Source organism: Tenuifilum sp. 4138str, assembly GCF_041102575.1.
Lineage (GTDB): Bacteria > Bacteroidota > Bacteroidia > Bacteroidales > Tenuifilaceae > Tenuifilum > Tenuifilum osseticum.
The window spans coordinates 1-24,267 of record NZ_JBGCUE010000004.1 but is presented as its reverse complement, the minus strand read 5'-3'; the positions used below and the strand labels follow the sequence as shown (position 1 = coordinate 24,267).

General features: G+C 43.9%; 10 protein-coding genes and 1 tRNA gene. 5 read left to right on the top strand and 6 right to left on the bottom strand.

Features of this window, described 5'->3' with window-relative positions; translation table 11 throughout:
- Positions 1-23: 23 nt before the first annotated feature.
- The 3 genes from AB6811_RS05155 to AB6811_RS05145 form a co-directional block, all read right to left on the bottom strand.
- Positions 24-551 carry an FMN-binding protein gene (locus AB6811_RS05155; protein ID WP_369489373.1) on the bottom strand — a complete coding sequence of 176 codons (528 nt, stop codon included), beginning with the start codon at positions 549-551 and terminating at the stop codon, positions 24-26.
- Positions 552-560: 9 nt separating this feature from the next.
- Complete coding sequence (locus AB6811_RS05150) at positions 561-1,766, bottom strand: hypothetical protein (RefSeq protein ID WP_369489372.1); 1,206 nt, start codon at positions 1,764-1,766, stop codon at positions 561-563.
- A 719-nt stretch (positions 1,767-2,485) separates the two neighbouring features.
- The gene (locus tag AB6811_RS05145; protein WP_369489371.1) at positions 2,486-4,843 is read right to left on the bottom strand and encodes a GAF domain-containing protein; all 2,358 of its coding nucleotides are present in this window, start codon (positions 4,841-4,843) and stop codon (positions 2,486-2,488) included.
- 185 nt (positions 4,844-5,028) lie between these two features.
- On the opposite strand from AB6811_RS05145, the gene AB6811_RS05140 reads away from it, so the two are divergent.
- A complete protein-coding gene (locus AB6811_RS05140) occupies positions 5,029-7,320 on the top strand; it encodes a tetratricopeptide repeat protein (protein ID WP_369489370.1) in 2,292 nt (763 codons plus the stop codon).
- A 468-nt stretch (positions 7,321-7,788) separates the two neighbouring features.
- Positions 7,789-10,254, top strand: coding sequence for a tetratricopeptide repeat protein (locus tag AB6811_RS05135; RefSeq protein WP_369489369.1), 2,466 nt, complete (start codon positions 7,789-7,791; stop codon positions 10,252-10,254).
- A 49-nt stretch (positions 10,255-10,303) separates the two neighbouring features.
- On the opposite strand, the gene ychF is transcribed toward AB6811_RS05135, so the two are convergent.
- Complete coding sequence (gene ychF, locus AB6811_RS05130) at positions 10,304-11,395, bottom strand: redox-regulated ATPase YchF (protein ID WP_369489368.1); 1,092 nt, start codon at positions 11,393-11,395, stop codon at positions 10,304-10,306.
- A 79-nt stretch (positions 11,396-11,474) separates the two neighbouring features.
- Positions 11,475-12,506 (bottom strand): OmpA/MotB family protein, encoded by a 1,032-nt coding sequence (locus AB6811_RS05125; protein ID WP_369489367.1) that lies wholly within the window; start codon positions 12,504-12,506, stop codon positions 11,475-11,477.
- 164 nt (positions 12,507-12,670) lie between these two features.
- Between AB6811_RS05125 and dxs the strand changes: the two genes are divergently transcribed.
- The 3 genes from dxs to AB6811_RS05110 all read left to right on the top strand — a co-directional run bounded on the left by dxs (position 12,671) and on the right by AB6811_RS05110 (position 16,764).
- Positions 12,671-14,590 carry a 1-deoxy-D-xylulose-5-phosphate synthase gene (gene dxs / locus AB6811_RS05120; protein ID WP_369489366.1) on the top strand — a complete coding sequence of 640 codons (1,920 nt, stop codon included), beginning with the start codon at positions 12,671-12,673 and terminating at the stop codon, positions 14,588-14,590.
- A 66-nt stretch (positions 14,591-14,656) separates the two neighbouring features.
- Positions 14,657-14,743: transfer RNA gene (locus tag AB6811_RS05115), tRNA-Leu, on the top strand.
- A 917-nt stretch (positions 14,744-15,660) separates the two neighbouring features.
- Positions 15,661-16,764, top strand: a complete 1,104-nt coding sequence (locus AB6811_RS05110; RefSeq protein ID WP_369489365.1) for an Ldh family oxidoreductase — start codon at positions 15,661-15,663, stop codon at positions 16,762-16,764.
- A gap of 233 nt (positions 16,765-16,997) precedes the next feature.
- On the opposite strand, the gene AB6811_RS05105 is transcribed toward AB6811_RS05110, so the two are convergent.
- Entirely contained in the window at positions 16,998-23,189 is a 6,192-nt protein-coding gene (locus AB6811_RS05105; RefSeq protein ID WP_369489364.1) for an SGBP N-terminal domain-containing protein, read from the bottom strand.
- Between the last annotated feature and the right edge of the window lie 1,078 nt (positions 23,190-24,267).

Below are 24,267 nucleotides of genomic sequence, written 5' to 3'. Positions count from 1 at the left end.
TTATTTGGTGTTAGAGTCTAACATTACTGATGCAGTATTTCCTGAAGTTTTCGGGTTTTATCAATTACATCATCTGTTAAGCGATGAACCGAAGTGGTAGCGCCTGATATTGCATCAATTTCTTTGCCTACTGTCAGCGTATTTTTTCCGTTGTAGCCAACAAATTGATTTAACCAACTCTTTAGGGTGATTTCCTGGCCGTGAGTGGCCTCAAAGCTATAAATCTGAAGTGAGAGAATTTTACCCGACCTGTCGAAAAGGATAAAGTAATCAAAGTACTCAGACCCATTGGCATTAACATTATCATCGGAAGCCTTGCAACCTTCGGTTCTGCATGTAAATACCCTTCCTACATAGGAAAATGAAACCGGGTTAGCATTGGTATAAGTGAAGAATTTACCTGTTTTATAGGCCATAATCTCCTTGGCAATGGGCGTTTGACTCCCGCTAATTCTCTTAATCTCCCTACTAAGCTGTTTGGGCTCAAAGTTGATATCAGAGCCAACCTGCAAGCTTAATAAAACCCAAAAAATTGCCATCAACAGTTTCATACAACAAGATTAAAAATTCACTCCTATACCCGCATTAAATGTCTTGTTAAATGAGTTTTCGGCTTTGGATTTATAGAACTGTAAATCTGCCTTAAGTACTACTCCTTTTTCTAAAGCGTAGGTCAAGCCTGTGGTGATGATAGTATTACTATAACTTTTATTTGTTACAACTGGTGCCTCAACTGAATGGTGAGTGTTGTAAGCCTCATAACGAATAAAGGGCATTAAGCTTTTCTTAGTGTCAGCCATCATGTGAAATATATCATACCCAACCTCAACGTAGTAACCGAGCATAGCACTTCCTAAATCGTTAAGCTTGGTACCAGTCTTGGTATATACATTATACTCATTGGTATTAGAAAGTGAAATGTAGTAAAGTTGGCCAGTAAGCTTAACGCCTTTGAAATTGTAACGAGTATCTAAACCAACCATTGATATTCCAACAACCGATGAGTCGGCCCTTTGGATTTTTGCGAGGCTATCCTTACTGAGGTTCGAGTAAAGTTTGCTATTCGATTTTCCAAAATAGCCCGATAATCCAACATTAAGATTTCTAACCCCATAAAACTCCAGTTTACCAGTAAATGCAGGTTGGTTCATGTAAGCCTTTGAGGCTTTTTGACGTCCCTCCCTAAGTCCCTTACTACCGGAAAACATAGCATTGGTTCCATCGTAACCATTTAACCCGTTTACTACATAGAGCTGATACCTGGTTTTGGCCTGAGAAACATTTCCCTGGAAGCCTAGCCCTACCTCGCGCCAGGTTGTGGGCGCAATTTTGTTGTCGATAATCGGGCGTTCAACACCATTGAAAGCGGTTGGTTCATGGTACTCATTAATAATACCCATTGGCACAAGCAGTACTCCAGCTCTAAAGTTTGCATACCTGTTTAACCTGTATTGAATAAACATTTGCTCAACCCAAACCTCCCTGGCATACTCAATTTCAACCTCGGTTACAAACTGCGTTTTACTGGAAAAATTGTAACCAAAGAACAGCACCATACGATGAGCATCGAGCGTACCTAGGTTGTGGGTGTTGCTCTTTAACGGTTGATTATAGTGAACCTCACCGTATCCCCCAATTTGAAGCCCTGGTTTACTGCTCATTAGTGTTTGAGCAGTATTTTGCTGCTGACTGGGAATGGTGTCGGTTTGGGCCTTAAGACCAAACGAAATCACAAAAAAACCAAATACATACAAAACTCTTTTCATAACGGCATTATTATTAATTGTTTTCGCCGCAAATTTATTTAGACTAATTCTATTTTAAGCAAAAATAGTATTGATGTTTATCAATCAATACTATTTAGAATTATGTCTCCAATAACATCCTGAACTTGCTAAAGAATAATATTCTAGGTGTGCAGAGTGGTGGTGTTTGTTTTTTTAGGTTAAAGGATAAAATTTAAAATTTCAGATTCAAGATTTTAGGTAATCTCTTATGCTATCAACCATTAACTATCAACTATCAACTAAACTGGTATCACAGGGTTACACAGTGTAACACGGTGTTACACAGAATGGCACTCACGAACAACGATTCACGAACAACGAACAACGCATCCTGCCCTGTAGGGGCTAAACATTTGTAACTCCTTAACTACTCCCACCCGTATAGCGATGCACGCAATGGTATACCAAAGAGTAAGGGTAATTCGTTGCATCGCAATAGAAAGGCAATGCAAAGAGCGATTTCTGAAAAATCAGTCAAAAGGGAATAAAGGAACAAAGTGATGCTTCGGCGAGCTCAGCATGACAGAGATATTTTGTGGCGGATTTTAAAAAGAAAAATGGGTATATTACAAAATAAATATTCCTAACAATTAGTCATTGATTCAAGTTTTTGGTTTGGAAATGATGCTTTATTTGACAATTAAAAAAGGGGTAAAGCATTGGCTATTACCCCTTAAATGAACGATGAAATAAAAAATCTATTTCTGCCTAAAAATACCAAGTACCCCAATTATACTTCCAGCGTCAGAGGTTAATGGGTATAAGCTTACAGAGCCTTTCATCTCCTGACCGTTGGCAAAGGTGAGTGAAATCTTGCGGTCAACTACCGGGCTTTTCTTGCGAGCAACATCCTCGGTTAAATCCCAAAGTTTACGGGCAGTATCCTCAGGCAAGAGGTCAAACTCGCTTAAACCAATTGCCTCCTCAACGGATGATAGGCCAAGTAGCGAAACTAATGAATTGCTAATCCGGCGGTAGCGACCGTCGGCATCCTTCTGGAAGATGAGGTCGCTTGAATTCAGGAGTAAACTTTCAAGAATAGTTTTATCCTCGCGAAGTTGGGCTTGGATTGTTTCCTGCTCGTGACGCTTGCGCTCCATCTCCTCCTGGGTAGCATGTAACTCTTCCATGTTCTGGCGCATCTCCTCTTCCTGCGCCCGCATTTCCTCAGCTTGCTGTTGGGTTTGGGTTAAGAGTTGAGCCGTACGCATGTTTATTTTAACGCTTGCAAGGGTTGCGGCAATGCTAGCAGCTAGCTTCTCAATAAAATCAATCTGATATTTCTGGTATGGTGTGAAAGTGGCTAGCTCAACTACTCCCTGAACAATATCGTTTGCTATAAGGGGTACTATAAGCACACAACGCGGATTTTCCTCGCCCAGCCCTGAAGTTATTTTGATATAGTCGCGCGGCACATCAACCATTAAAATGGTTTTCTTCTCAACGTAGCATCGTCCAACGAGCCCCTCGTTCGGTAGCACTGTTTTTTCCATCAACTTACGACGGTTATATGCGTAGCATGCAGTCATTTCAAGAACTGTATTGTTGGGGTCGTTCTCGTTAACAATAAACATACCCCCCTGAATTGAACCGGTGTAGCTTACCAGATTCTTTATTATCAGGTAGGACAGTTCGGTGATATTATCGTTATGCTGGCGGAGTACTTCACCGAAAAGGGCCATTCCTTGGGTAGCCCATATCTGCTGCTGCTCTTCTTCCTTGCGCTTTTCCTCCTGCTCGCGGGCTTTAATTAAGCTCCGCTGCATCTCGGTTAATGCTTTTCCTAGCTTGTCCTTCTCACTGAGCAACTTGAACTCGGTATCGAGTTTTCCCTCACCAATCTCGCGGGCAAATTGCTCGGTATAGTTTAATCCGTCAATTAGCTTGTTAGCCGAACGCGACATCTCCTCAAGCTCATCGCCGGTATGCAGGTATATTTTTTTATTCACATCAATATCGCATTGGGCTATACTGTTAAGCAACTCAGTGGTGCGCTTTATAGGTTTTGAAATTCGAGCTGAGATATACCAAATGGCAAAAGCTTGTAGGATAATGCCGAGAATAAAAACAAGAATTGTGGAGAACACTGACCGGCGAGCGTCTTTAACAATTTCCGACATGGGAATGGAAAGTATTAGCCCCCATGAGTTGGGCGATTCACCCGGCTGCAATATGCTAAGTATGTTGAGGTATTCCGTTCCGGAATTGTAGGAGAAAAAGAAATGGTTTTGCTTATCCTTTACCTTTTGGGTAAGCGCAAACTTCGACTCAAGCTCAGGGTAAATATTAGCAAAGTATTCCTTAGCGTTTTCAGGGTTTGAATCGGCAATTATACGACCATCTCCAGCAATCAGGCTAACATTTGTGCCCGGATAGGGTTTAATTTTTTCAATATCGGTTTGGAACTTCTCCAGCGAGATATCAACGCCGCCAAGGCCAGCAAATTTACCTTTTACCCTAACCGGCACACTAAGGCTGGTTGCCAGTACTTCCTTACCACCATACACAAAGGTGTATGGGTCGAGCAACATCTCACAGTTGCAGGTTTTTGATGCGTAGTAGTTGCTGGTAACAATATCACCTGTAATATTTTTATGCTCAATATCAATGCCTACCTGTCCGTTGCTAAGGTACGCTGTTACTGAGCGTCGGCCGTAATCTTTTGTATAACCTGGACGGAACGCAGAGTATTCAATTGAATTCCATACCGTAAGGTATCGGGGATTGTTTGAAACCTGATTTCGCAGAATATTGAAAAAGATGGAATCGAGGGTAACAGTATCGAATTTAGGGTAGATGTAAAGGGCATGAGCCAGGGCTCTTGAAAAACCCATATCCAAATCGAGTTCCGATTTTAATCGGAAAGCCGATTTTTGGGCTTCGGCCTGGGCAATCTTAATGGCATTATCGCGAGCAATACTGTTCACCCTTATGCTAATGAATGAACCTATTACAATCATTATTGCTGCCGAGGTGGTTAAAACCCAAAGCAAAAGCTTGGCACCTATTCGCATCTTTATTTTGTCGGCACTAATGTTCAATTTTCCAATTCTCATGTTGCCTAGTATGTTTTACGATTACAATTTTAATGCTAAAACCGCACAATCGTTTGCAATGGTTAAAAATACGAAAATGTTTTAGCACTATACAATTTTTTCAAAATTTCGTAATAGTTCATCAGTAAAAATTAGCCCATCAAATTTTTTTTGGTAAATTGCTCCTGGTAGAACAGGACAGCACTATGAGAATACTGAATATTAAAAAGTGCATCACTTTTTTGGTGTTTTTGGCAGTTAGTATTTTTGCGGGTTTACATGCACAGGAAATCGATAGCCTTTTAAGGCTATCAGAGCATTACCGGACAGTTAACCCCGATTCGGCCGTTAGCGTTGCTAGGCAAGCTTTGGCAAAGGTCGATGCAGTAAATCAACCCGGTATTGCGGCCCGGGTTTACTTTAGTTTAGGGTATGCCTACTACAACCGCAACGACTTTGAGCTTGCTCTTGAACATTTCAATAAATCGTTGATGCTTGCAGAGCAATCGGATAATATTCAGCTTAAAGCGTTACTACACAACCGTATTGGTAACGTTTATCAGTTAAAAAGCTACTACAGCCAAGCCATTGATGAGTATAAAAAAGCACTGGACTACAACTACAAGATAGGAAGCAAGGTAGAAATTGCCCGCACATTGGTTAATATTGGAACGGTGTTTGCAATTACGGGTAATTTCTCAATTGCCTTGCAGTACATGCTCGATGCCCTTGAAATTTTTGAGCAATCGGGCGAAACTGAGGGTATGGCCTGGACATCGTTAAGCATTTCGCGCCTTTTTAGCCGATTGGAGATTAACGAAAGGGCTTTGCAGTATGCCGAAAATGCCTTGAACCATTACCGCAGGCTTAACAATCAAACCGGCATAACCCTGGCACAAACCGAGTTGGCCAATATTTACTACCATACCGGCATGCACGACAAGGCGCTCGATTTACTGGGTAAGGTAATTGATGAGAATTCACGCACCCGAAACATACACGCACAGGCAGCTAACTACCTGCTGATGGGAATTATCTACTTTGATAAAAAACAGTACCAGCAGTCCGAATACTACCTTAACCTATCGCTATTGCTGAAACAGCAGGTAAACGATAGTATTGATATGGCAAAGCTTAACCGATACATGGGTGAACTTGAGCTGCAAAGGGGAAACTTTGCCAAAGGAATTACTCTACTGAATAAAGCGTTAAACGATGCACAAAAGCAAAAGATTACTACCGATTTACGCGATATATACTATAGCCTATCGGACGCCGAACGCAGGAAAGGTAATTACAAAAAGGCATACGAGTACTTTACCAGCTATTCGGCACTTAAGGATAGCGTTAATGCCAGCCAAATAGCCAAGATGGAGATGCAATACGATTTTGAGAAAAGGGAAAAGGAACAGGAGTTAATCTCGCGCCAGCGCGATGCCATGCAGCAAGCCAGGCTTGAACGGCAGCGAATGGCAACCCTGCTTATTTCAATAGCTTTAGTTTTGAGCCTTGCTCTGGCGGCTGTAGTATTCAGATTCTACCGCGAAAAAAAGAGAACCAACCAAATTCTCATCCTGCAGAACGCTGAGATATTAAGGCAAAAGAACGAAATTGAAAACCAGAAACAGGAGATTGAGGCCCAGCGCGATTTGGCCGAAAGGCAACGTGACCAAATAGCCGAACAACAAAAGCAAATAACCGATAGTATTAAGTATGCGAGCCGTATTCAGGCTGCTGTTCTTCCGCGTAGCCAGCAAATCTCCACACTGCTGCGCGATCACTTTGTGCTCTACCAACCCAAAAACATTGTTAGTGGCGATTTCTTTTGGGTAACACAGCTAACCGATGGTAGAATTGCGATAGCAGCAGCCGATTGCACTGGCCACGGGGTTCCCGGAGCTTTTATGAGTATGCTTGGCATTACCCTGTTAAAGGAACTAACCGCAACACAACGTTTTGAGAATGCCGCCGATATCCTTTTGCGCCTCCGCCGCCTTGTTATTGCCTCGCTCAACCCGGCCGAAACCGATAACGATTCACACGACGGTATGGATATGGGTATGCTCATAGTTGACCGAAAAAGGATGGAGGCCCATTACGCAGGCGCTTATTTCCCTTTGCTACTCATAAGGGATTCCTCCGTGCAGGCCCCTCCAACGCACTCAAACCCCGTTATAGCTGACGGAAGTACTCTTTACGAAATTAAAGGCGATAAAATGCCTATTGGGCATCACATTATTGAGGAACGAATGTTTACTAACCACACCTTTACTATCTTTGAAAACGACCTGTTCTACCTGCTTTCCGACGGATACTCCGACCAGTTTGGCGGCCCCAAAAACTCAAAATTTATGATGGTGAACCTTAAAAAGCTTCTGCTCGATATTCATCACCTGCCATTAATCACCCAGCAAAGTATTCTACAGGAAAAATTCGATGAGTTTAAGGGTAACGAGAAACAGGTTGATGATATACTTATAATGGGATTTAGGATTTGACAGCCACAATTCCCTCATTTCATAAAATTATCAACCTAATACAAGGGTTTCCTGATACCCTCTTCTTATAAACCGAGATTAGTAAATAGAAACACAATAAAATATTTTTCACATCTTGTTTCTATTGACTTATCGAGGCAATCCCGACTTTTCATATTCTGTTTGTTCCGAATCATTCCGACTGGTTGCTCAAAAATTAGCCCGGTTGAATTTGCTAATTCATGTCATTTGGTTTAGCCGTTCACTTTTTACAATTCCTCTAACTTCATCTAACTTCATCATATTCTGCTTATTCCGAATCATTCCGATTCATTCCTCTAAAATTAGTCTGGTTGAATTTGCTAATTCATGGCACTTTTAGGTGCCTATAACTGCTGAATCCGTCATATAGCACTAGCAGTAAATCGCATTAAACTTTTCTTTCAATTTAACGTAAAGTATTTTATGTTTGCATGATAAAGTCCAGCTATGCAAAGCTCAAATTTTTTACATAGAGTTTTAATTCTTTGTTCTGCAGCTTTGCTCATGCATTATCCATTCTCAGTATTCTCCCAGTCAAAATCCGACAGTATTGCTGTTAGGGCCTTAATCGATTCTGCTGCAAATGCAAAATCGCCACAGGTAAGGATAGCGTTTGCTCGCGAGGCATACCATAAGGCAAAAGCCACAAATAGCAAGCACTTGCTTGCTGATGCAACTCACTCAATGGGTAACGCTCTTTTTAGGCTAAACAGCTACGATGCCGCCATCGATAGCCTACAAAGGGCATTGGTTCTTTACAATATTGTTGGTGATAGTGCAGGAACGGCAAAAACTTACTATACCCTGGGTTCTTGCTATGTTCGGAAATCGAACTATGTAAAGGCAATTCAACTAATTGAGGAAAGTGTAAAGCTTGCTACATCGATTAACGATAGTGCCTTGCTAGCAAATTGCTATAACTCACTTGGAATTATTTTCTACACCCTTGAGAACTTCACGGCATCGATCGATTTCTTTGAGAAAGCAGCAAACTACTATGAAAAAGCTCACAGCTACAAAAACTATGTAAGGGTTAAGGGAAATATAGGTTTAAGCTTAACCAAAATTGGGAACTTGGAAGGTGCAAGACAAATCTTTTTTTCCACACTTAACAGCTATGGCAAGTACATGGATTCGCTAATGCTTGCCTCGTTTTACGATAACATTGGTTTTTTCTATGAGAGCTTGGGTAAGGTTGATTCCGCTTTGTACTACCATAATCAATCATTAACCATAAGCAAAGCGCTCAGCTCCACTCGCGGAATTGCTCTAAGCAATTTGGCAATTGGCCGGTGTTATAATGGTTTAGCGCAATTTGGGCTTGCCATTAAATACTTGCTTGAGGCTAAACGCCTAGCCAAACTCAATGGCGAGGAAGATATTTCAGCTCAAGCTAACAGGCAACTATCAACCTGCTACGAGGCAACCGGCGATTTTAAGAACTCCCAAAAATGTTTAAAGGAATTTTTGGAGTATACCGATAAAACATTCACCAAGAAGCTCATAACTCAGGTTGCACAGCTACACTCAATGTTGCAGATTGAGAAGCAGGAAAGGGAAAACCAGCAGCTACAAATGCAGCTGGAACTGAAATCGTTAAATGAACAGAAGGATAAAAAGATAATTACCTTGTACACAATCTTTTCAATTCTTTTGCTCCTAACCCTCAGCGTAATTGTTTACTTTGCCATACAGCTCTCCCAAAAGAAAAAGCTTTTAGAGCATACAAACTCTCAGCTGTTCAAGTTCAATAATGAACTCGATTCCCTGGTAAAACATAGAACCAGGGAGTTGAATAATGCTATTGACAAAATAAGGGAACTTGAAAGAATTAAATCCGCTTTCATGGCAAATATCAGCCATGAAATCCGGACACCTCTGAATGGAATACTAGGACTCTCCTACTACCTTTCGGCACCAGAATGCACTGCTGAAGAGCGTTCGCAGCTAGGCGAACAGGTTAAGCGTTTGGGCAATAAACTTGTAAGAATAGTTGACGATATCCTTGAACTTTCAAAAATTGAAACTAACCAGGTAAACCTACTGCTATCCGAGGTCAACCTAAATCAGCTGCTCGATGATGTTTACAAGGAGTTTGACGCCATTGCTGAATTTGATGATAAAAATCTCTTTTTTAGGGTAAATAAATCGTTGCCCGAAGATGGGGCAATAGTAATATGCGATTACTACCGTTTGCGTAGCATTATTATTCATCTTTTAGAGAATGCCTTCAAGTTTACCCACCAGGGTGGGGTTGAAATGGGTTACTCCATAAACGAGAACTCGTTGCTATACCTATACGTAAAGGATACAGGGGTTGGCATACCTAACGATATCCAGAAGAAAGTTTTTGAGCGTTTTTATAAGCACTTAGATGATTCCAGCCCAATTTTTTACGATGGTCTAGGAATTGGATTAACCATAGCCATGGGGTATGCCATTGCGTTAGGGGGTAGCATCAAGCTTCAATCCTCACCAGGTCAAGGATCAACCTTTACTCTTGTGCTACCTATAACAGTGCCCAACTCCAACGCCAACAAGGAGGCTTTCAACTTTACTGGTAAAAGAATACTGGTGGTAGAGGATGATCTGATAAACTACCAGTACCTACACGCTTTGCTTAGCAAAACGGGCGCTACTGTTATTCATGTTAAAAACGGCGAAGATGCCATTGAGGCAGCAACCATTGAAAGGGCAGCCGATTTAATTCTACTTGACATTCAGCTACCTTTTAAGAGCGGAATAGAGGCTGCCATTGAGATACGAAAGATAAATAAGCAAATCCCTATTATTGCCCAAACTGCTACCGATTACGAATATGTGAGTGCCTGTAGGGATGCTGGTTGTAACGCATTTGTTACAAAACCAATTGACCCCGATGAACTACTAAACCTCATTAAACGTTTCCTATAAAAACAAAACCCCAACTTGAGTTGGGGTTTACCATTAATTTGTCAGTTCTTTATACGTTGAAACGGATATGCAGAATATCACCATCCTCAACAACGTAGTTTTTACCTTCAACAAATAGTTTTCCCTTTTCGCGGCAAGCGTGCTCTGAACCAAGGGTAATAAAATCGTTATACTTCATAACCTCGGCCCTAATAAAGCCGCGTTCAAGATCGGAATGGATAACTCCAGCAGCCTGTGGGGCTGTCATCCCTTTTTTGATTGTCCAAGCCCTAATTTCCTTGGGCCCAACGGTAAAAAAGGTTTCGAGGTTTAGCAGGGAGTATGCCGCTCTAATAAGCTTGTTAACGCCGGGCTCAGTAAGCCCTACATCGGCCAAAAAGGCTTTGCGGTCATCCTCACTCTCAAGTTCCGATATTTCTGCCTCAACCTTACCGGCTATAATCAGTATTTCCGTTTTTTCATCCTTTAGGAACTCCTTTACCCTATTGGAATACTGGTTGCCATTTACAGCCGATTTTTCGTCGACATTGCATACGTAAATAACCGGTTTTGTGGTAAGCAGGAAAAGATCGTCAACATACTTTTTATCGTGCTCATCAACTGGGACAGTTGAAGCGTTTTTGAACGACTCAAGATGGTTTTTGTACACCGATAGAACCTCAAAAGCTTTTTTTGCCTCCTTATCGCCTACCTTTGCAGCTTTTTCAACCTTTTGTAGCTTTTTCTCAACCGATTCCAGGTCGCGAACCTGCAGCTCGAAGTTCACCGTTTCAATATCGCGAACGGGGTCAATGGAACCGTCGATATGGGGTAGCGAGGGATCGTCGAAACAGCGTAGCACGTGGATTAATGCATCGCAGTTACGAACATCGGCCAGGAACTTATTGCCATCGCCCTTACCAGTTGTTTTGGATAAACCGGGAATATCAACAATCTCAACGGTGGTGTGAACTATACGCTCAGTGGGTTGGAACTTTTCAAGTTCGTAAAGCCGGTTATCGGGGACGTTAATTGTACTGATGTTCGATTTTCCTGTGCCGGTAGCCACATTGCTGGTTAAGGCTTTAGTGCTCGACATGCAGTTGAAAATAGTAGTTTTGCCCACGTTGGCAAGACCAATTATGCCACATTTTAGACCCATTGCTATTCAAATTATTTGAGCACAAAATTACAGCAAATAGGTCAGATAACAAAAAAAGCGGCTACTGCCGCTTTTGAGTTTAGTTGCTTTCCAGCAGCTGGAGTATTTCGTCCATTTTTGGGGTAAGAATAATCTCAGTGCGCCTATTTTTTTGTCGAGCTTCGGGTGTTTTAGCCCTATCGATGGGAAGGTACTGGCTCCGCCCTGCTGCAGTTACACGCACAGGGTCAATCCTTGAACCTGAAATCAGTAGGCGTACAATGGTGGTGGCACGTTTTACGCTTAAATCCCAGTTATCCTGAAGCCCTCCTGTTCCTCGGTATGGGACATCGTCGGTGTGACCCTCAACCATTATGTTAATATCGGGGTTCTGTTCAAGAACCGGGATTAACTGCTTTATTGCAGCAGCACCCTTTGAGTCAATCTCGTAGCTTCCCGATTTGAACATCAGCTTTTCCTCCAGCGATACGTAAACCTTGCCATTCTGAATTGAGACTGTGAGACCCTTGCCCTCAAACCCAAAAAGCGCATCGGCAACCTTTTTCCGCAGGGCTCTCATAACTGAATCCTTGGCATTTAGCATTCGTTCCAGCTCAACCAACCGGGCATTGCGTGCATCAAGCTCACGTTTCATGCTATCGAGGTTTGCCTGCACCTTATCGAGCCCAAGTTTACGCTGGTATAGCCTCCGCTCAAGTTCTTTAAGGGCATCTTCCTTTTCCTGCAACTCTTCCTGGGTTTTCTGTATTTGAAGCAAAAGCTTTTTGGTTTCATCCTTGCTACCCGAAATTACCCCATCCTGTAGGCTTTGAAGCTCTGAGTAACGCTCCTTAAGCGTAGTTAGCTCCTCATTAATGCGGTTGAAAGTAACTGCACGGTTTATGCTGTCGCTTGTGAGGGCGTCAACCTTTGCCTGAAGAATACGTGTTTTACTATCGAGTTCCGAGTTTTTAGTTGTAAGGGACTCGTTTTCCACCGTTAACTTTTCACGCTCCTCCTCGCACTTTGCGTTTTTGTCCTGTAGCAATTGGAATTCCTTGGCTGGCACGCATGCAGTTAGAACTGCTAACCCAAGGATCAGGGCTTTAGAGTATTTTGGACATTGCTTCATGTTGCAATTATTTTGAACAAATATAAAAATTTAATTGCACCCTCGCATTTTGAAACATTCTTAAAATATCAACATAAAACTACTATTTAGACAGAAAAGATTTGGAAAAATATGTAACAAAGTGCTATTTTAGCTGTTAAGGTATAGTGAGGGGATTGGTGTTTATGGAGAAAAAGTACACATTGCTAAGCAATATCGATTCGCCCGAGGATATTAAAAGGTTAAAACCTGAGCAGCTGGTTGATTTAAGCGCTGAGCTCAGGCAGTTTATCATTGATATTGTTTCGGAGAATCCGGGCCATTTTGCATCGAGTTTAGGGGTGGTTGAGCTAACCATTGCCCTCCACTACGTTTATAACACTCCTTTTGACCGTATAATTTGGGATGTTGGCCATCAGGCCTATGGCCACAAAATACTTACCGGCCGTCGCGATGTTTTTCACACAAACCGTAAGTACAAGGGGATTAGCGGATTCCCCAAGCGTTCCGAGAGTCCGTACGATGCCTTTGGCGTTGGCCATTCATCCACATCCATTTCCGCAGCCCTTGGCATGTCTGTAGCATCGAGGTTGAAGCTTGAAAACCGAAAAGTAGTGGCTGTAATTGGCGATGGTGCGCTTACCGGCGGAATGGCCTTTGAAGCCCTTAACCACGGGGGTGGTATCAACCCAAACATGCTAGTTATCCTTAACGACAACAATATCTCAATAGATCCTAGTGTTGGGGCTCTGAAAGAGTACCTGCTCGATATCACCACATCAAAAACCTACAACAAGATAAAGGATGAAGTGTGGGATATTCTGGGACGATTCGATAGGGTTGGCCCCAAGACCCGAAGCCTTATCCAGAAAGTTGAGAACGCCATCAAAGCAGCCTTGCTCAAGCAAAGCAACCTGTTTGAATCCATGGGTTTCAGGTATTTTGGCCCAATTGATGGCCACGACGTGATTTACCTTACACGCGTACTCCAGGATTTGAAGGATATACCCGGGCCAAAGTTGCTGCACATTGTTACCGTTAAGGGCAAAGGGTATGCGCCCGCTGAGAATAATCAAACTGCATTCCATGCTCCGGGATTATTTGATAAGGAGACCGGCGAGAGGATTAAGGTGGATTCCAATAAGCCCACCCCACCCCGCTACCAGGATGTTTTTGGCGAAACCCTAGTTGAGCTTGCTGAGCAAAACCCGAAAATAGTTGGGGTTACACCGGCCATGGCAAGCGGATGCTCCCTCAACATCATGATGCAAAAGATGCCCGATAGGGCTTTTGATGTGGGCATTGCTGAGCAACATGCTGTAACCTTCTCGGCAGGTCTGGCGGCTGAAGGGCTGATCCCATTCTGCAACATCTACTCTACCTTCATGCAGCGGGCGTACGACCAGGTAATACACGATGTTGCACTACAAAACCTACCGGTAGTTTTCTGCCTTGACCGCGGCGGTTTAGTAGGCGACGACGGCGCTACACACCATGGCGCTTACGACCTGGCATATATGCGCAGCGTTCCTAACATGACCGTTGCCGCACCAATGAACGAGGAGGAGTTGCGTAACTTAATGTATACTGCACAGCTTGAGCCCAAGGGTCCTATCTCAATCCGCTATCCTCGTGGCAATGGCGTTATGGTGGATTGGCGTAAACCTTTCAAACGTGTTGAATTGGGTAAGGGTAGAGTTCTTAGAACTGGAACCGATATAGCAATTCTGTCCATTGGACACATTGGAAACCTTGCGGCTAAGGCGGCCGACATGCTCGAGGCCGATGGCCACGCAGTTTTTCATGCCGACATGCGCTTTGTTAAACCACTCGATGTTGAAATACTTGAAGCTGTTGGCAAGGAGTTTAAAACAGTTATTACGGTTGAGGACGGTTGCCTGCCCGGCGGTTTTGGTAGTGCCGTACTGGAGTGGTTCAACGATAATGGCTACAGCATTAAGGTAGTGCGCCTGGGTATTCCCGATACCTTTATTGAACAGGGAACCCAGCAAGAACTCTACGCCGAATGTGGCTACGATATTGAGAATATCTACAAAACGGCCAAACGCTACATCACAAAAAAGGTGAAGCTGAGGGCAGGCTAAGATATTGCCCAAAACTGTTTTGACAAATTAAATAAACTTATTATCTTCGCACCGATTTTCTACAGCGCCCGGGTGGCGGAATTGGTAGACGCGCTGGTCTCAAACACCAGTGGTAGCAATACCATGCCGGTTCGACCCCGGCCCCGGGTACCAAAGCCTCGAATCATTCGGGGCTTTTTTCATTTCCAGTATCGGGTTCAATGCCGAACGGTTAGGAAGGTCTTTCGAAGGGTTCAGGATGATATGGGGAGTTGTTCGTTGTTCGTTAATCGTTGCTCGTGAACTGAGATGGAACGCAGATGATTTAGTTGATAGTTGACAGCTGTTGGTTGTAAGCAGAAGAGAATTTAACCCTTATGTCATGCTGAGCTCGCCGAAGCATCTCTTTGTACATTCATTCCCTTTATCCCTTTTGATTGGTTTTCCGATAATCTTTCTTTGCAATGCTTTCCCTATGCGATGCAACGTTTTACCCTTGCTCATTGGTATATGCACTGTGTGCATCGCCTAATATCTTGAAACCACAATACCCAGGGTTAAAACCCTGGGCTTAACTGATATGCTGCCCCTACATGGCTGTTCGCTATACCTGAGAGAGATTCCTCGACTAGCTCGGAATCACAATACTCCTAGAATCCTTACGCCCTTTGTCATGCTGAGCTCGCCGAAGCATCTCTTTGTACTTTCATTCCCTTTATCCCTTTTGATTGTTTTCCGATAATCGTTCTTTGCAATGCTTTCCCTATGCGATGCAACGTTTTACCCTTGCTCATTGGTATATGCACTGTGTGCATCGCTATACTTGTGGGAGTAGGCATGGAGTTACAAATGTTTAGCCCCTACGGGGCAGGAAGCGTTGTTCGTTGTTCGTGAATCGTTGTTCGTGAAACTATTGTCATGCTGAGCTAGTCGAAGCATCTCTTTGTACCTTCAACTCTTTTTTAAAGTGATTCCTTGACGTAGTTTATCCTGATACACGGGGCTAAGGATGAGAGAAGGAAATTTTTGTTTTGTGGCAGGAATTTAATTTCCGTAATTTTGGGTTCTGAAAAGCAAAAAAACTAAAACCTATGGCGCAAAAATTTATTCCCTTTGAAGTTATTGAAAACTTCATGGTTAGTGTACTGGTTAAAGCCGGAATACCTGAAAACGATGCAAAAATTGTAACCGATGTTTTAATTCAGGCCGATAAGCTTGGGTTCGATTCACACGGTGTAAACAGGCTAAAACCCATTTACCTCGATCGAATAAAGGACGGTATTCTAAACCCCGTTACCAACTATCAAATTGTAAAGGAGGGCCCAACCACTGCCGTAATTGATGGCCAGAATGGCATGGGGCATGTAATTGGCTACAATGCCATGAAAATGGCAATTGAGAAAGCCAAAAAGCTTGGAATGGGAATGGTTGCCGTACGTAACTCAACTCACTACGGTTTTGCAGGCTATTACGCTTTAATGGCAGTAAAGGAGAATCTGATTGGTATTACCGGAACCAATGCTCGCCCATCAATAGCACCTACCTTTGGTGTGGAGAATATGTTAGGCACAAACCCATTAACATTCGGAATGCCTACCGATGAGCCTTTCCCCTTCCTTCTGGATTGCGCCACATCAATTACCCAGCGGGGTAAAATTGAGCTCTACGAAAGGGAAGGTAAAATATTGCCTAAGGGTTGGGTGATTGACGAGAATGGCGAAAGCAAAACCGATCCCAAGGAGGTACTCGTCGATTTAACTAGCGGCAAAGCTGCATTAACGCCACTTGGAGGTATAGGTGAGGAAACCGCAGGTTACAAGGGATATGGTTATGCCACTGTTGTGGAAATACTTTCTGCAGCGCTACAGCAGGGAGCTTACCTGAAAATGCTCACCGGCTTTAAGGATGGCAAAAAGGTTCCATACAACCTGGGTCATTTCTTTATTGCTATTGATATTAGCGCGTTTACTGAGGTTGATGATTTTAAGCGGACTACCGGGAATATCCTACGTGAGCTAAGGGCATCGAAAAAGATGCCGGGACAACCCCGTATTTATACCGCTGGCGAAAAAGAGTATGAGGTTTGGAAAACCCGTAAGGATAAAGGCGTTCCTTTTGGCGACGAACTCCTTAAGGAGTTTCAGGGAATTTGCAAGGAGTACGGGCTGAACGAGTTTTTGCCCAGCTTTGAGTAAAAAGGTTCAAGTTTAAGGTTTAAAGTTCAAGGTTTAAGGTTCAAGGTATGAGGTTTGAGGTTCAAGGGTTGAAGTTTAAAGTTCAGGGGTTAAGAGCCTGTTCCGTTAACCATCAACTATCAACTATCAACTATCAACTATCAACCATCAGCCGTCAACCGTCAACTATAAACCAACAACCAAAAAGAAACCCCGCATTAGCGGGGTTCTTTCGTTTTATTGCAATGGGAATGTTATTCCTCTTTTACAAGCTTGCGTAGTACCGATTCGCCCTTGCTATTGTAGAAGCGTACCAGGTAAATACCGCGGTCAAGTGAGCTAACATCAACCGATTCAGTATTCTCAACCTGACGATCCATTACTACCTGACCAATTACCGAGGTAATGGTTACACGGGTAACCTCAGCTCCGGTGAAGTAGATACGATCAGTGAACGGGTTGGGGTAAACACTTAGCTTAGCAATGGGGTTAGCAGGTATACCGGTTTGTATCAGGGTGATGTTAACAGCAAGATCTGCACCATTTACAGTGAAGTTACCGTTCTTGGTATCAAATCCGTCCTTAACAACCACGTAGCTGTAGTTGCCATCGGGCAACTGCATGGTGGCAACTCCGCTAGCATCGGTGGTTACATTGCCTTGACCGGTAACTGTGATGGTAGCGCCATCAACTGCTGTTGTTCCATCGGAACGTTTAACGGTGAAGGTAACGGTGTACTTAACCTGGGCGCTTTCCACATCGCTGGCGCTGCGTGGCAGAAGCTTGAATGCACCAAAGCTGTAATCAATTACACCGGTGATGTTGTAACGTGCACCCTGTGTTGGGGTATACTTGTACAGGAAGTCGTCAACATTAATGGTGTTTGTTCCATCGCTAACGGTAAACTCGCCATATCCTGCATCGGCTACGGTACACTCTACGTTGTTGAGCTTAACCAGAACCCCCTCGTATGCCTCGCTGGCTGCCTGTGCAGGCGTTACATCAACAGGGGTTGGCAGTGTGTTACCGCTATTAATCTTGTTCAGATAGCTTACGCTCTTAATCTCGGTAAGGTTATTGTACTCATCAACAGTACCAATAACTTCAACGCTATCGCCCTGAGCAATTGTTCCAAGGGAGTTGTTTACGCCGTAAACATACACTCCATTCCAGGCTTTAGCGCTATCCTGCAACCACATGTTGAAGGAAGTTGAACCCGTTTTAACGGCAGTTACAACACCCTTGGTACGAACCTGCTGTAGCTTGAGCGGTGAATCGCCGCTAGCATCGGTGGTGTACTGGATGCTGTAAATCTTAGTTAATGGAATATCCTGAACGGTAACGGTTACAGTCCAGGTCTTGGTGCTGTTATCCTGAGCGGTTACTGTGTAGGTAACAGGGTTAGTGAAGTCCTGAGCCACGCCGCTGGCGGGGTCGATGGTAGCGTACTGCGATATGGTAATGGTTGGGGTTAAGCTGGTAACGTTGGTGCCAAATGGCATAACCACGGTTACAGTTCCAGCAACAGCGTCAATGGTTGACGATACCTGACCGGCAATGGTGAAGGTAAGGATATCCTTCTCAGTGCTTGCAGCGGCTAGGTTAACGGTTACCACCCAATCCTGTGTTGAACCATCCTCGGCAGTTACGGTGTAGGTTACGGGGCTGGTAAAGTCGTTGGAAGTAGTTCCGCTCACCTGAACGGTTGCACCAACCTTAGCGGTAGCAGCAGCTGATAGGGTAAATGTAGCAACCAGGTTGCTCCTATCGGTGCCGTAGGGTAAGGTAAGGGTTACGGTGTGGTTAACTGGATCAATTGTACCGTTAACACCGTTGATACTGTAGCTGAGAATAGCCTTCTCGCTGCTCAGGGTGGTGTTCAGGGTAATGGTGTAGGTTTTCTTGGTTACTCCATCCTCGGCGGTACAGATCAGCTTGTAGCCGGTTTGCAGATCGGTGGCAACGGTGGTGCCGTCGGCCTGGTAAACCTCAAAGGTAGCACCTGCTGCAGGAGTGATGTTAGCCTTAAAGTTAGCCAGCGTTTCGGTTTGCGGAACGTTGGTAATGGTTCCGGCATTGCTGTCAACGGTGTAAACCGTTGAGGTAACGGTGGCGTCGTTGCTAAGAGCTCCCGCTGGTGTAACCTGTGCCCAGGTATCACCAATTCTAAGTTCATCGAGTTCAATTGCAGGTGTCTCAGTATCGGAATCCTGACGTATGAAAATTCTCTTCACTGATGTAAGATCAGTTCCGCCTGTATTGGTAATGCTTAGAGTTGATGCAGGCTCATTGGCGGCACCAAAATCTTGTGGAGCAGGATTAATCCATATTTTGGCTACGTCGTTTCCAGTACCATCGACTACTTCATACGATGCTACAATGAATACCTCTGCATCCTTAGCGTAGCTACTTGATGTGAACACAGTATTTGCTGTGTTGGTTCTGCTGTTAATACCAATCTGGTAGCTATTATCATCAACACGTTTAGTCCAAACAGTTGCACCAAAGTTAGTATTGTCATAGGCAAAACCTATAAAATATCCACCATTTACTTCGGTTGCAGCAGTTAAATCGGTCACTTTAAGGATAAATGAGTAGTAAACTTTTCCTGAAGTGATTCCGCTGGCGTTAAATTCTTTATACGCATCTATACCACCACCAGCAAACGATAGCTTATTACCGGTTGACGGAGCCAGATCGGGATAGGAAAGATTACCAGTAGCAATTAAAAGATCATCTCCAGAATTAATTGCAGTCCATCCACCCTGTCCTTGTAGTGCAGTACCAACAGTATAATCAAATGGTTCGTAAACTATTGGAGTTGCAGGAGCAGGGTTTAAAGTAATTGTGTAGGTCTTTGTGGTAGTACCATCCTGAGCTGTACAAATCAGTTTGTAACCGGTTTGAAGGTCGGTAGCTACGGTTGTGCCATCGCTTTGGTAAACCTCAAAGGTTGCACCGGCAGCAGGTGTGATATTTGACTTAAAGGTTGCAAGTGTGGCATTGTATGGCACATTAGTAATAGTACCATCAACATTGCTTACGGTGTAAACGGTTGAGCTAACTGTTGCGTCATTGCTGGCAGGCTGAACCGTTACAGTTACTATCCAAGCCTTTGTGCTGTTATCCTGAGCGGTTACTGTGTAGGTAACAGGGTTAGTGAAGTCCTGAGCCACGCCGCTGGCGGGATCGATGGTTGCGAACTGCGATACCTCAATGGTTGGGGTTAGTGCAGTAACGTTAGTGCCGTAGGGCATAACCACTGCTACGGTACCGACAACGGCATCAATGGTTGACGATACCTGTCCGCTTATGGTGAACGAGGTTATGTCCTTTGCGCTGCTGGCAGGGGTAACGGTTACTGTTACAACCCAATCCTGAGTGCTGGTTCCATCCTCAGCGGTTACGGTATAGGTAACGGGGTTGGTAAAGTCGTTAGGGGTTGTGCCGCTCACCTGATCGACACCACCCACCTTGGCGGTGGCATTGGTTGAGAGGGTAAATGTGGCAACCAGGTTGGTTACATCGGTGCCGTAGGGCAGCGTTACGCTAATGGTGTAGTCGCCTGAGTTGATAACACCGTCAACACCATTGATGCTGTAAGCGGTGATATTGGCCTCGTGGTTGGGTTCGGCAGCCTTAGTAATGGTTACCACCCAATCCTGGGTTGTTGTACCATTCTGAGCGGTAACGGTATAGGTAACCGGGCTGGTGAAGTCGTTGGCGGTAACGCCGCTAACCTGATCCACTGCTCCCACCTTAGCAGTAGCGCCATCGGATAGGGTAAAGGTGGCTACCAGGTTGGTGATATCGGTGGTGTACGGAACGGTGGCGGTAATGGTGTGGGTACCATTATCAATGGTAGCATTAACACCTGCCACGGTATAGGTTAGGATGTTAGCCTCGGTGTTGGGTGCTGCAATGGTAAAGTTAATGGTATAGGTTTGGCTAACCAGGCCATCCTCAGCGGTAACTGCAACGGTGGTTGAGCCCGGAAGCGCAGCTGCATCGGTCTTGATGGCTGTAGCCTTGGCATCGTTCAGGGTGTAGGTTACGGTTGGAACGGTTGTGGTACCATAGGGTAGCTCCACATCGTAGGTTAGGGTTGCGGGATCGAATCCGGTTACGGTTACGCCGTCCACCTTGAGGTCCGATAGGGTGGCATCGTTACCGTAAAGGTATATATCATCGGCGCTGCGGGGGTACAGCTGGTACAAGCTCGATGAGTTGAACCAACCCATTACACCGGTAATATCGTACTTACGGCCTATTTCAAGGGTAAGCCCTGTGTAAATGCTCTTATAAACAACAAGCGCGCCAGAGCCATCGTTTACGGTATAGTTACCGCTGCTTCCGCTTTCGCAGGTTGCACCGGTTACCTTAATAAGAACACTCTCGTAGTCCTCGGAGTTAGCCGCCGAAGTGGTAAGCGATGTAACTGCAGGTAGTGCGTTTCCAGTGTTTACAACGGTTGCAGCCTTACTGGTGGTTAACTCGGTAAGGTTATTGTACTCAACTACCTTTCCAACTACGGTTAAGCTATCGCCTACCTGGTAGGTGTGAGTTGTATTGTAGTAAACATAAATGCCACTCCAAGGGCCTGTACCTGCCTGTAAGTAGTAGTTTTTAGCATTTGAGGTAACAGCGGTTACTATACCACCAATGCGAACGCTATCGTCAGCCCAGTTGCTGGCTCCAGAAGTGTTATTGCTCTGAATGTCATAAATAGTAGGTGTAGCAATTATAGTGAATGCAGCATCGCTCTCATCGGTAGCGCCGCTGGTGTTGCCGGTAAGGCGAATCTTGTACTGGGTGCCGTATGTGGCATCGGCAGGGATGGTGAAATCAAGCGAACCGGTATTGGGTAAATCAGTTACTTCCTCCACCCAGGCCCAGTTGGTGGTAAGACCCTGCCTAACGTAGGCCTCGTACTTAAGGGTTTCGGAATCCATATTGGCCGAGGTCCAGGTAATGGTTACCTGGTCACCGGCAAAGAATGTTTCACCGCCGTTGGGGGAGGTAACGGTAATATGGGCGTTTAAGGTAATAGTGTATGTTTTTGTGGTAGTACCATCCTCTGCTGTACAGGTAAGCTTATAACCGGACTGGAGGTCGGTTGCAACTGTGGTGCCATCGGACTCGTAAACCTCAAAGGTTGCACCAGCTGCAGGTGTAATGTTTGATTTGAATGTTGCTAGGGTTTCGTTCCATGGAACGTTAGTGATGGTTTCGGCTACATTATCAACAGTATATACTGTTGAGCTAACGGTAGCATCGTTGCTGGCAGCAGTGTTAAGGGTTATGATGTATGTTTTCTTTGTAGTTCCATCCTCTGCTGTACATGTAAGCTTGTAACCGGTTTGTAAATCGGTGGCTACAGTTGAACCATCGGACTCGTAAACCTCAAATGTAGCACCGGCTGCGGGAGTGATGTTTGATTTGAATGTTGCAAGCGTTTCGCTTGAGGGTACGTTGGTTATGGTTTCGGCTACATTATCAACAGTGTATACCACCGATGAAACTGTTGCATCGGTGCTAGCAGTACGAGTAGTAAAAGTAATGCTTTGAACACTAGTAGCATTGTTCGATTCATCCTCAACTGGCGCAATGGCCAAGTAATAAACCTGGTTGAAACCAAGTAGTGAACTTGGAGTAATGGTTATTACCTTTTTATCGGCACTAATTGTTGCAGTAAAAGGAACATCGGCTCCTGAAGCATCGGTTTCCTTCAGTGTAAGTAACAATGCAACATTGGCATCGGTTATTTCGCTATCATCAATATTTCGGATGGCTTCGTCAAAGGTAATAGTAGGTGTAACATTAGGTTCAATATTTGTTGCTGCATCTAAAGGGTTGAAGGTTGCTTGGGGAGCCTGGGTGTCAGTAAAACCGAACCATGAAAAATCGTCTATCATAATTCTTTCAGTGGTTCCAGTATTTGCAATCTCAATTTTAATATTGTTTGCTGCACTATTAATAGTGCCATTATATGTTTTAAAATCACTATCAGTAAGTAATGTTCCATCTATACTTACGAGGCTAGTCCAATTTGTACCACCATCAACTGAATACTTAACAGTATAGTTAGGCATAGGTGAACCATCCCACCTTCTTACCTTTATTGAAAACGTAGCAACACCACCTGATGATACAGTAATCACAACTTTTGATGATGCAGTGTTTCCAATTCTCATTGAATAAGTACCTAATGCTCCCGGAAAACCATCTTGAGCGCTAGTAGTATTTCTCAATACATTTGTTCCTTGAACTAGTACTCCAGATTCTTGATAGGCGTGGTTTGCATAAGAAGTTAATGCTGTCGTTCCATCTTGAATCCAATTTGCATCAGTATCAAAATTGATTGTTGTTTGCCCCCACCCGACCTTACCTGCGAGCAGCAGGGTAAGCGTAAGGGCCATGGTTGTGAGTAGATTTTTTGTTTTCATAGGCATATAGTTTAGTGTTTAGTGTTTCGTGTTTAAGGTTTAAGGTTCAAAGTTCAAGGTTTAAGGTTTAAGGATAAAAATTTCAGATTTCAGATTTCAGATTTCAGATTCATGATTAAAGGTGGTTTCTTAAACCATCAACTATCAACCATCAACTATCAATGAGCAAAGGTTAAAAAAAAGATTGAAAAGGGGTGTTAAGTTACAGTTATTTTTGGGGGTTGTCAATAAAAATGTTGGAATCGTTTGCGGAAATTTTAGTTTTTAATATTTGTTTGGTGGTTTATTCTATATTGAGCAGGTTTTTGTAGTTGTATTTTCTTTTTATTGAGTGTGTAGTGTACAGAGTGCAGAGGGGTGTTAAGGATAAAGGTTAAAGGATAAAGGATAAAGGTTCAAGGTTTAAGGTTCAAAGTTCAAGGTTAAAGGATAAAGAATAAAAATTTCAGATTTCAGATTTCAGATTCTTAATTGAAGGTGGTTTCTTAAACCATCAATTATCAACCATCAACCATCAACTAAACTGGTATCACAGGGTTACACGGTGTAACACGGTGTTACACAGATTGGCATTCACGAACAACGATACACGAACAACGAACAACGAACGCCGTTTCCAGCCCCGTAGGTGCTAAACATTTGTAACACCATGCCTACTCCCATATGTATAGCGATGCACGTAATGGCATTCAAAAGAGCAAGGGTGAATCGTTGCATCGCAACAAAAAGGCAATGCAAAGAGCGATTTCCGAAAAAACAATAAAAGGGGATGAAGGAACAAAGAGATGCTTCGGCAGCGCTCAGCATGACAAAGGGAGCAAAGATGCAAGGGGTATTGTCATTCCGAACTAGTCGAGGAATCTCTCTCAGGTGTAGAGAACAGCCCTGTAGGGGCTAAACATTTGTAACTCCATACCTACTCCCACAAGTATAGCGATGCACGGATTGCATTTACCAAAGAGCAAGAGCGAAGCATTGCATCGCAACAGAAAGGCATGGCTAAGAGCGATTTCCGAAAAAACAATAAAAGGGGATGAAGGAACAAAGAGATGCTTCGGCAGCGCTCAGCATGACAAAG

Excerpts from the sequence above, each read along its gene's own strand:
- ychF (WP_369489368.1), bottom strand. The coding sequence starts at position 11,395 with ATGGGTCTAAAATGTGGCATAATTGGTCTTGCCAACGTGGGCAAAACT.
- AB6811_RS05145 (WP_369489371.1), bottom strand. The coding sequence starts at position 4,843 with ATGAGAATTGGAAAATTGAACATTAGTGCCGACAAAATAAAGATGCGA.
- AB6811_RS05155 (WP_369489373.1), bottom strand. The coding sequence starts at position 551 with ATGAAACTGTTGATGGCAATTTTTTGGGTTTTATTAAGCTTGCAGGTT.
- AB6811_RS05140 (WP_369489370.1), top strand. The coding sequence starts at position 5,029 with ATGAGAATACTGAATATTAAAAAGTGCATCACTTTTTTGGTGTTTTTG.
- AB6811_RS05135 (WP_369489369.1), top strand. The coding sequence starts at position 7,789 with ATGCAAAGCTCAAATTTTTTACATAGAGTTTTAATTCTTTGTTCTGCA.
- dxs (WP_369489366.1), top strand. The coding sequence starts at position 12,671 with ATGGAGAAAAAGTACACATTGCTAAGCAATATCGATTCGCCCGAGGAT.
- AB6811_RS05150 (WP_369489372.1), bottom strand. The coding sequence starts at position 1,766 with ATGAAAAGAGTTTTGTATGTATTTGGTTTTTTTGTGATTTCGTTTGGT.
- AB6811_RS05125 (WP_369489367.1), bottom strand. The coding sequence starts at position 12,506 with ATGAAGCAATGTCCAAAATACTCTAAAGCCCTGATCCTTGGGTTAGCA.
- AB6811_RS05105 (WP_369489364.1), bottom strand. The coding sequence starts at position 23,189 with ATGAAAACAAAAAATCTACTCACAACCATGGCCCTTACGCTTACCCTG.
- AB6811_RS05110 (WP_369489365.1), top strand. The coding sequence starts at position 15,661 with ATGGCGCAAAAATTTATTCCCTTTGAAGTTATTGAAAACTTCATGGTT.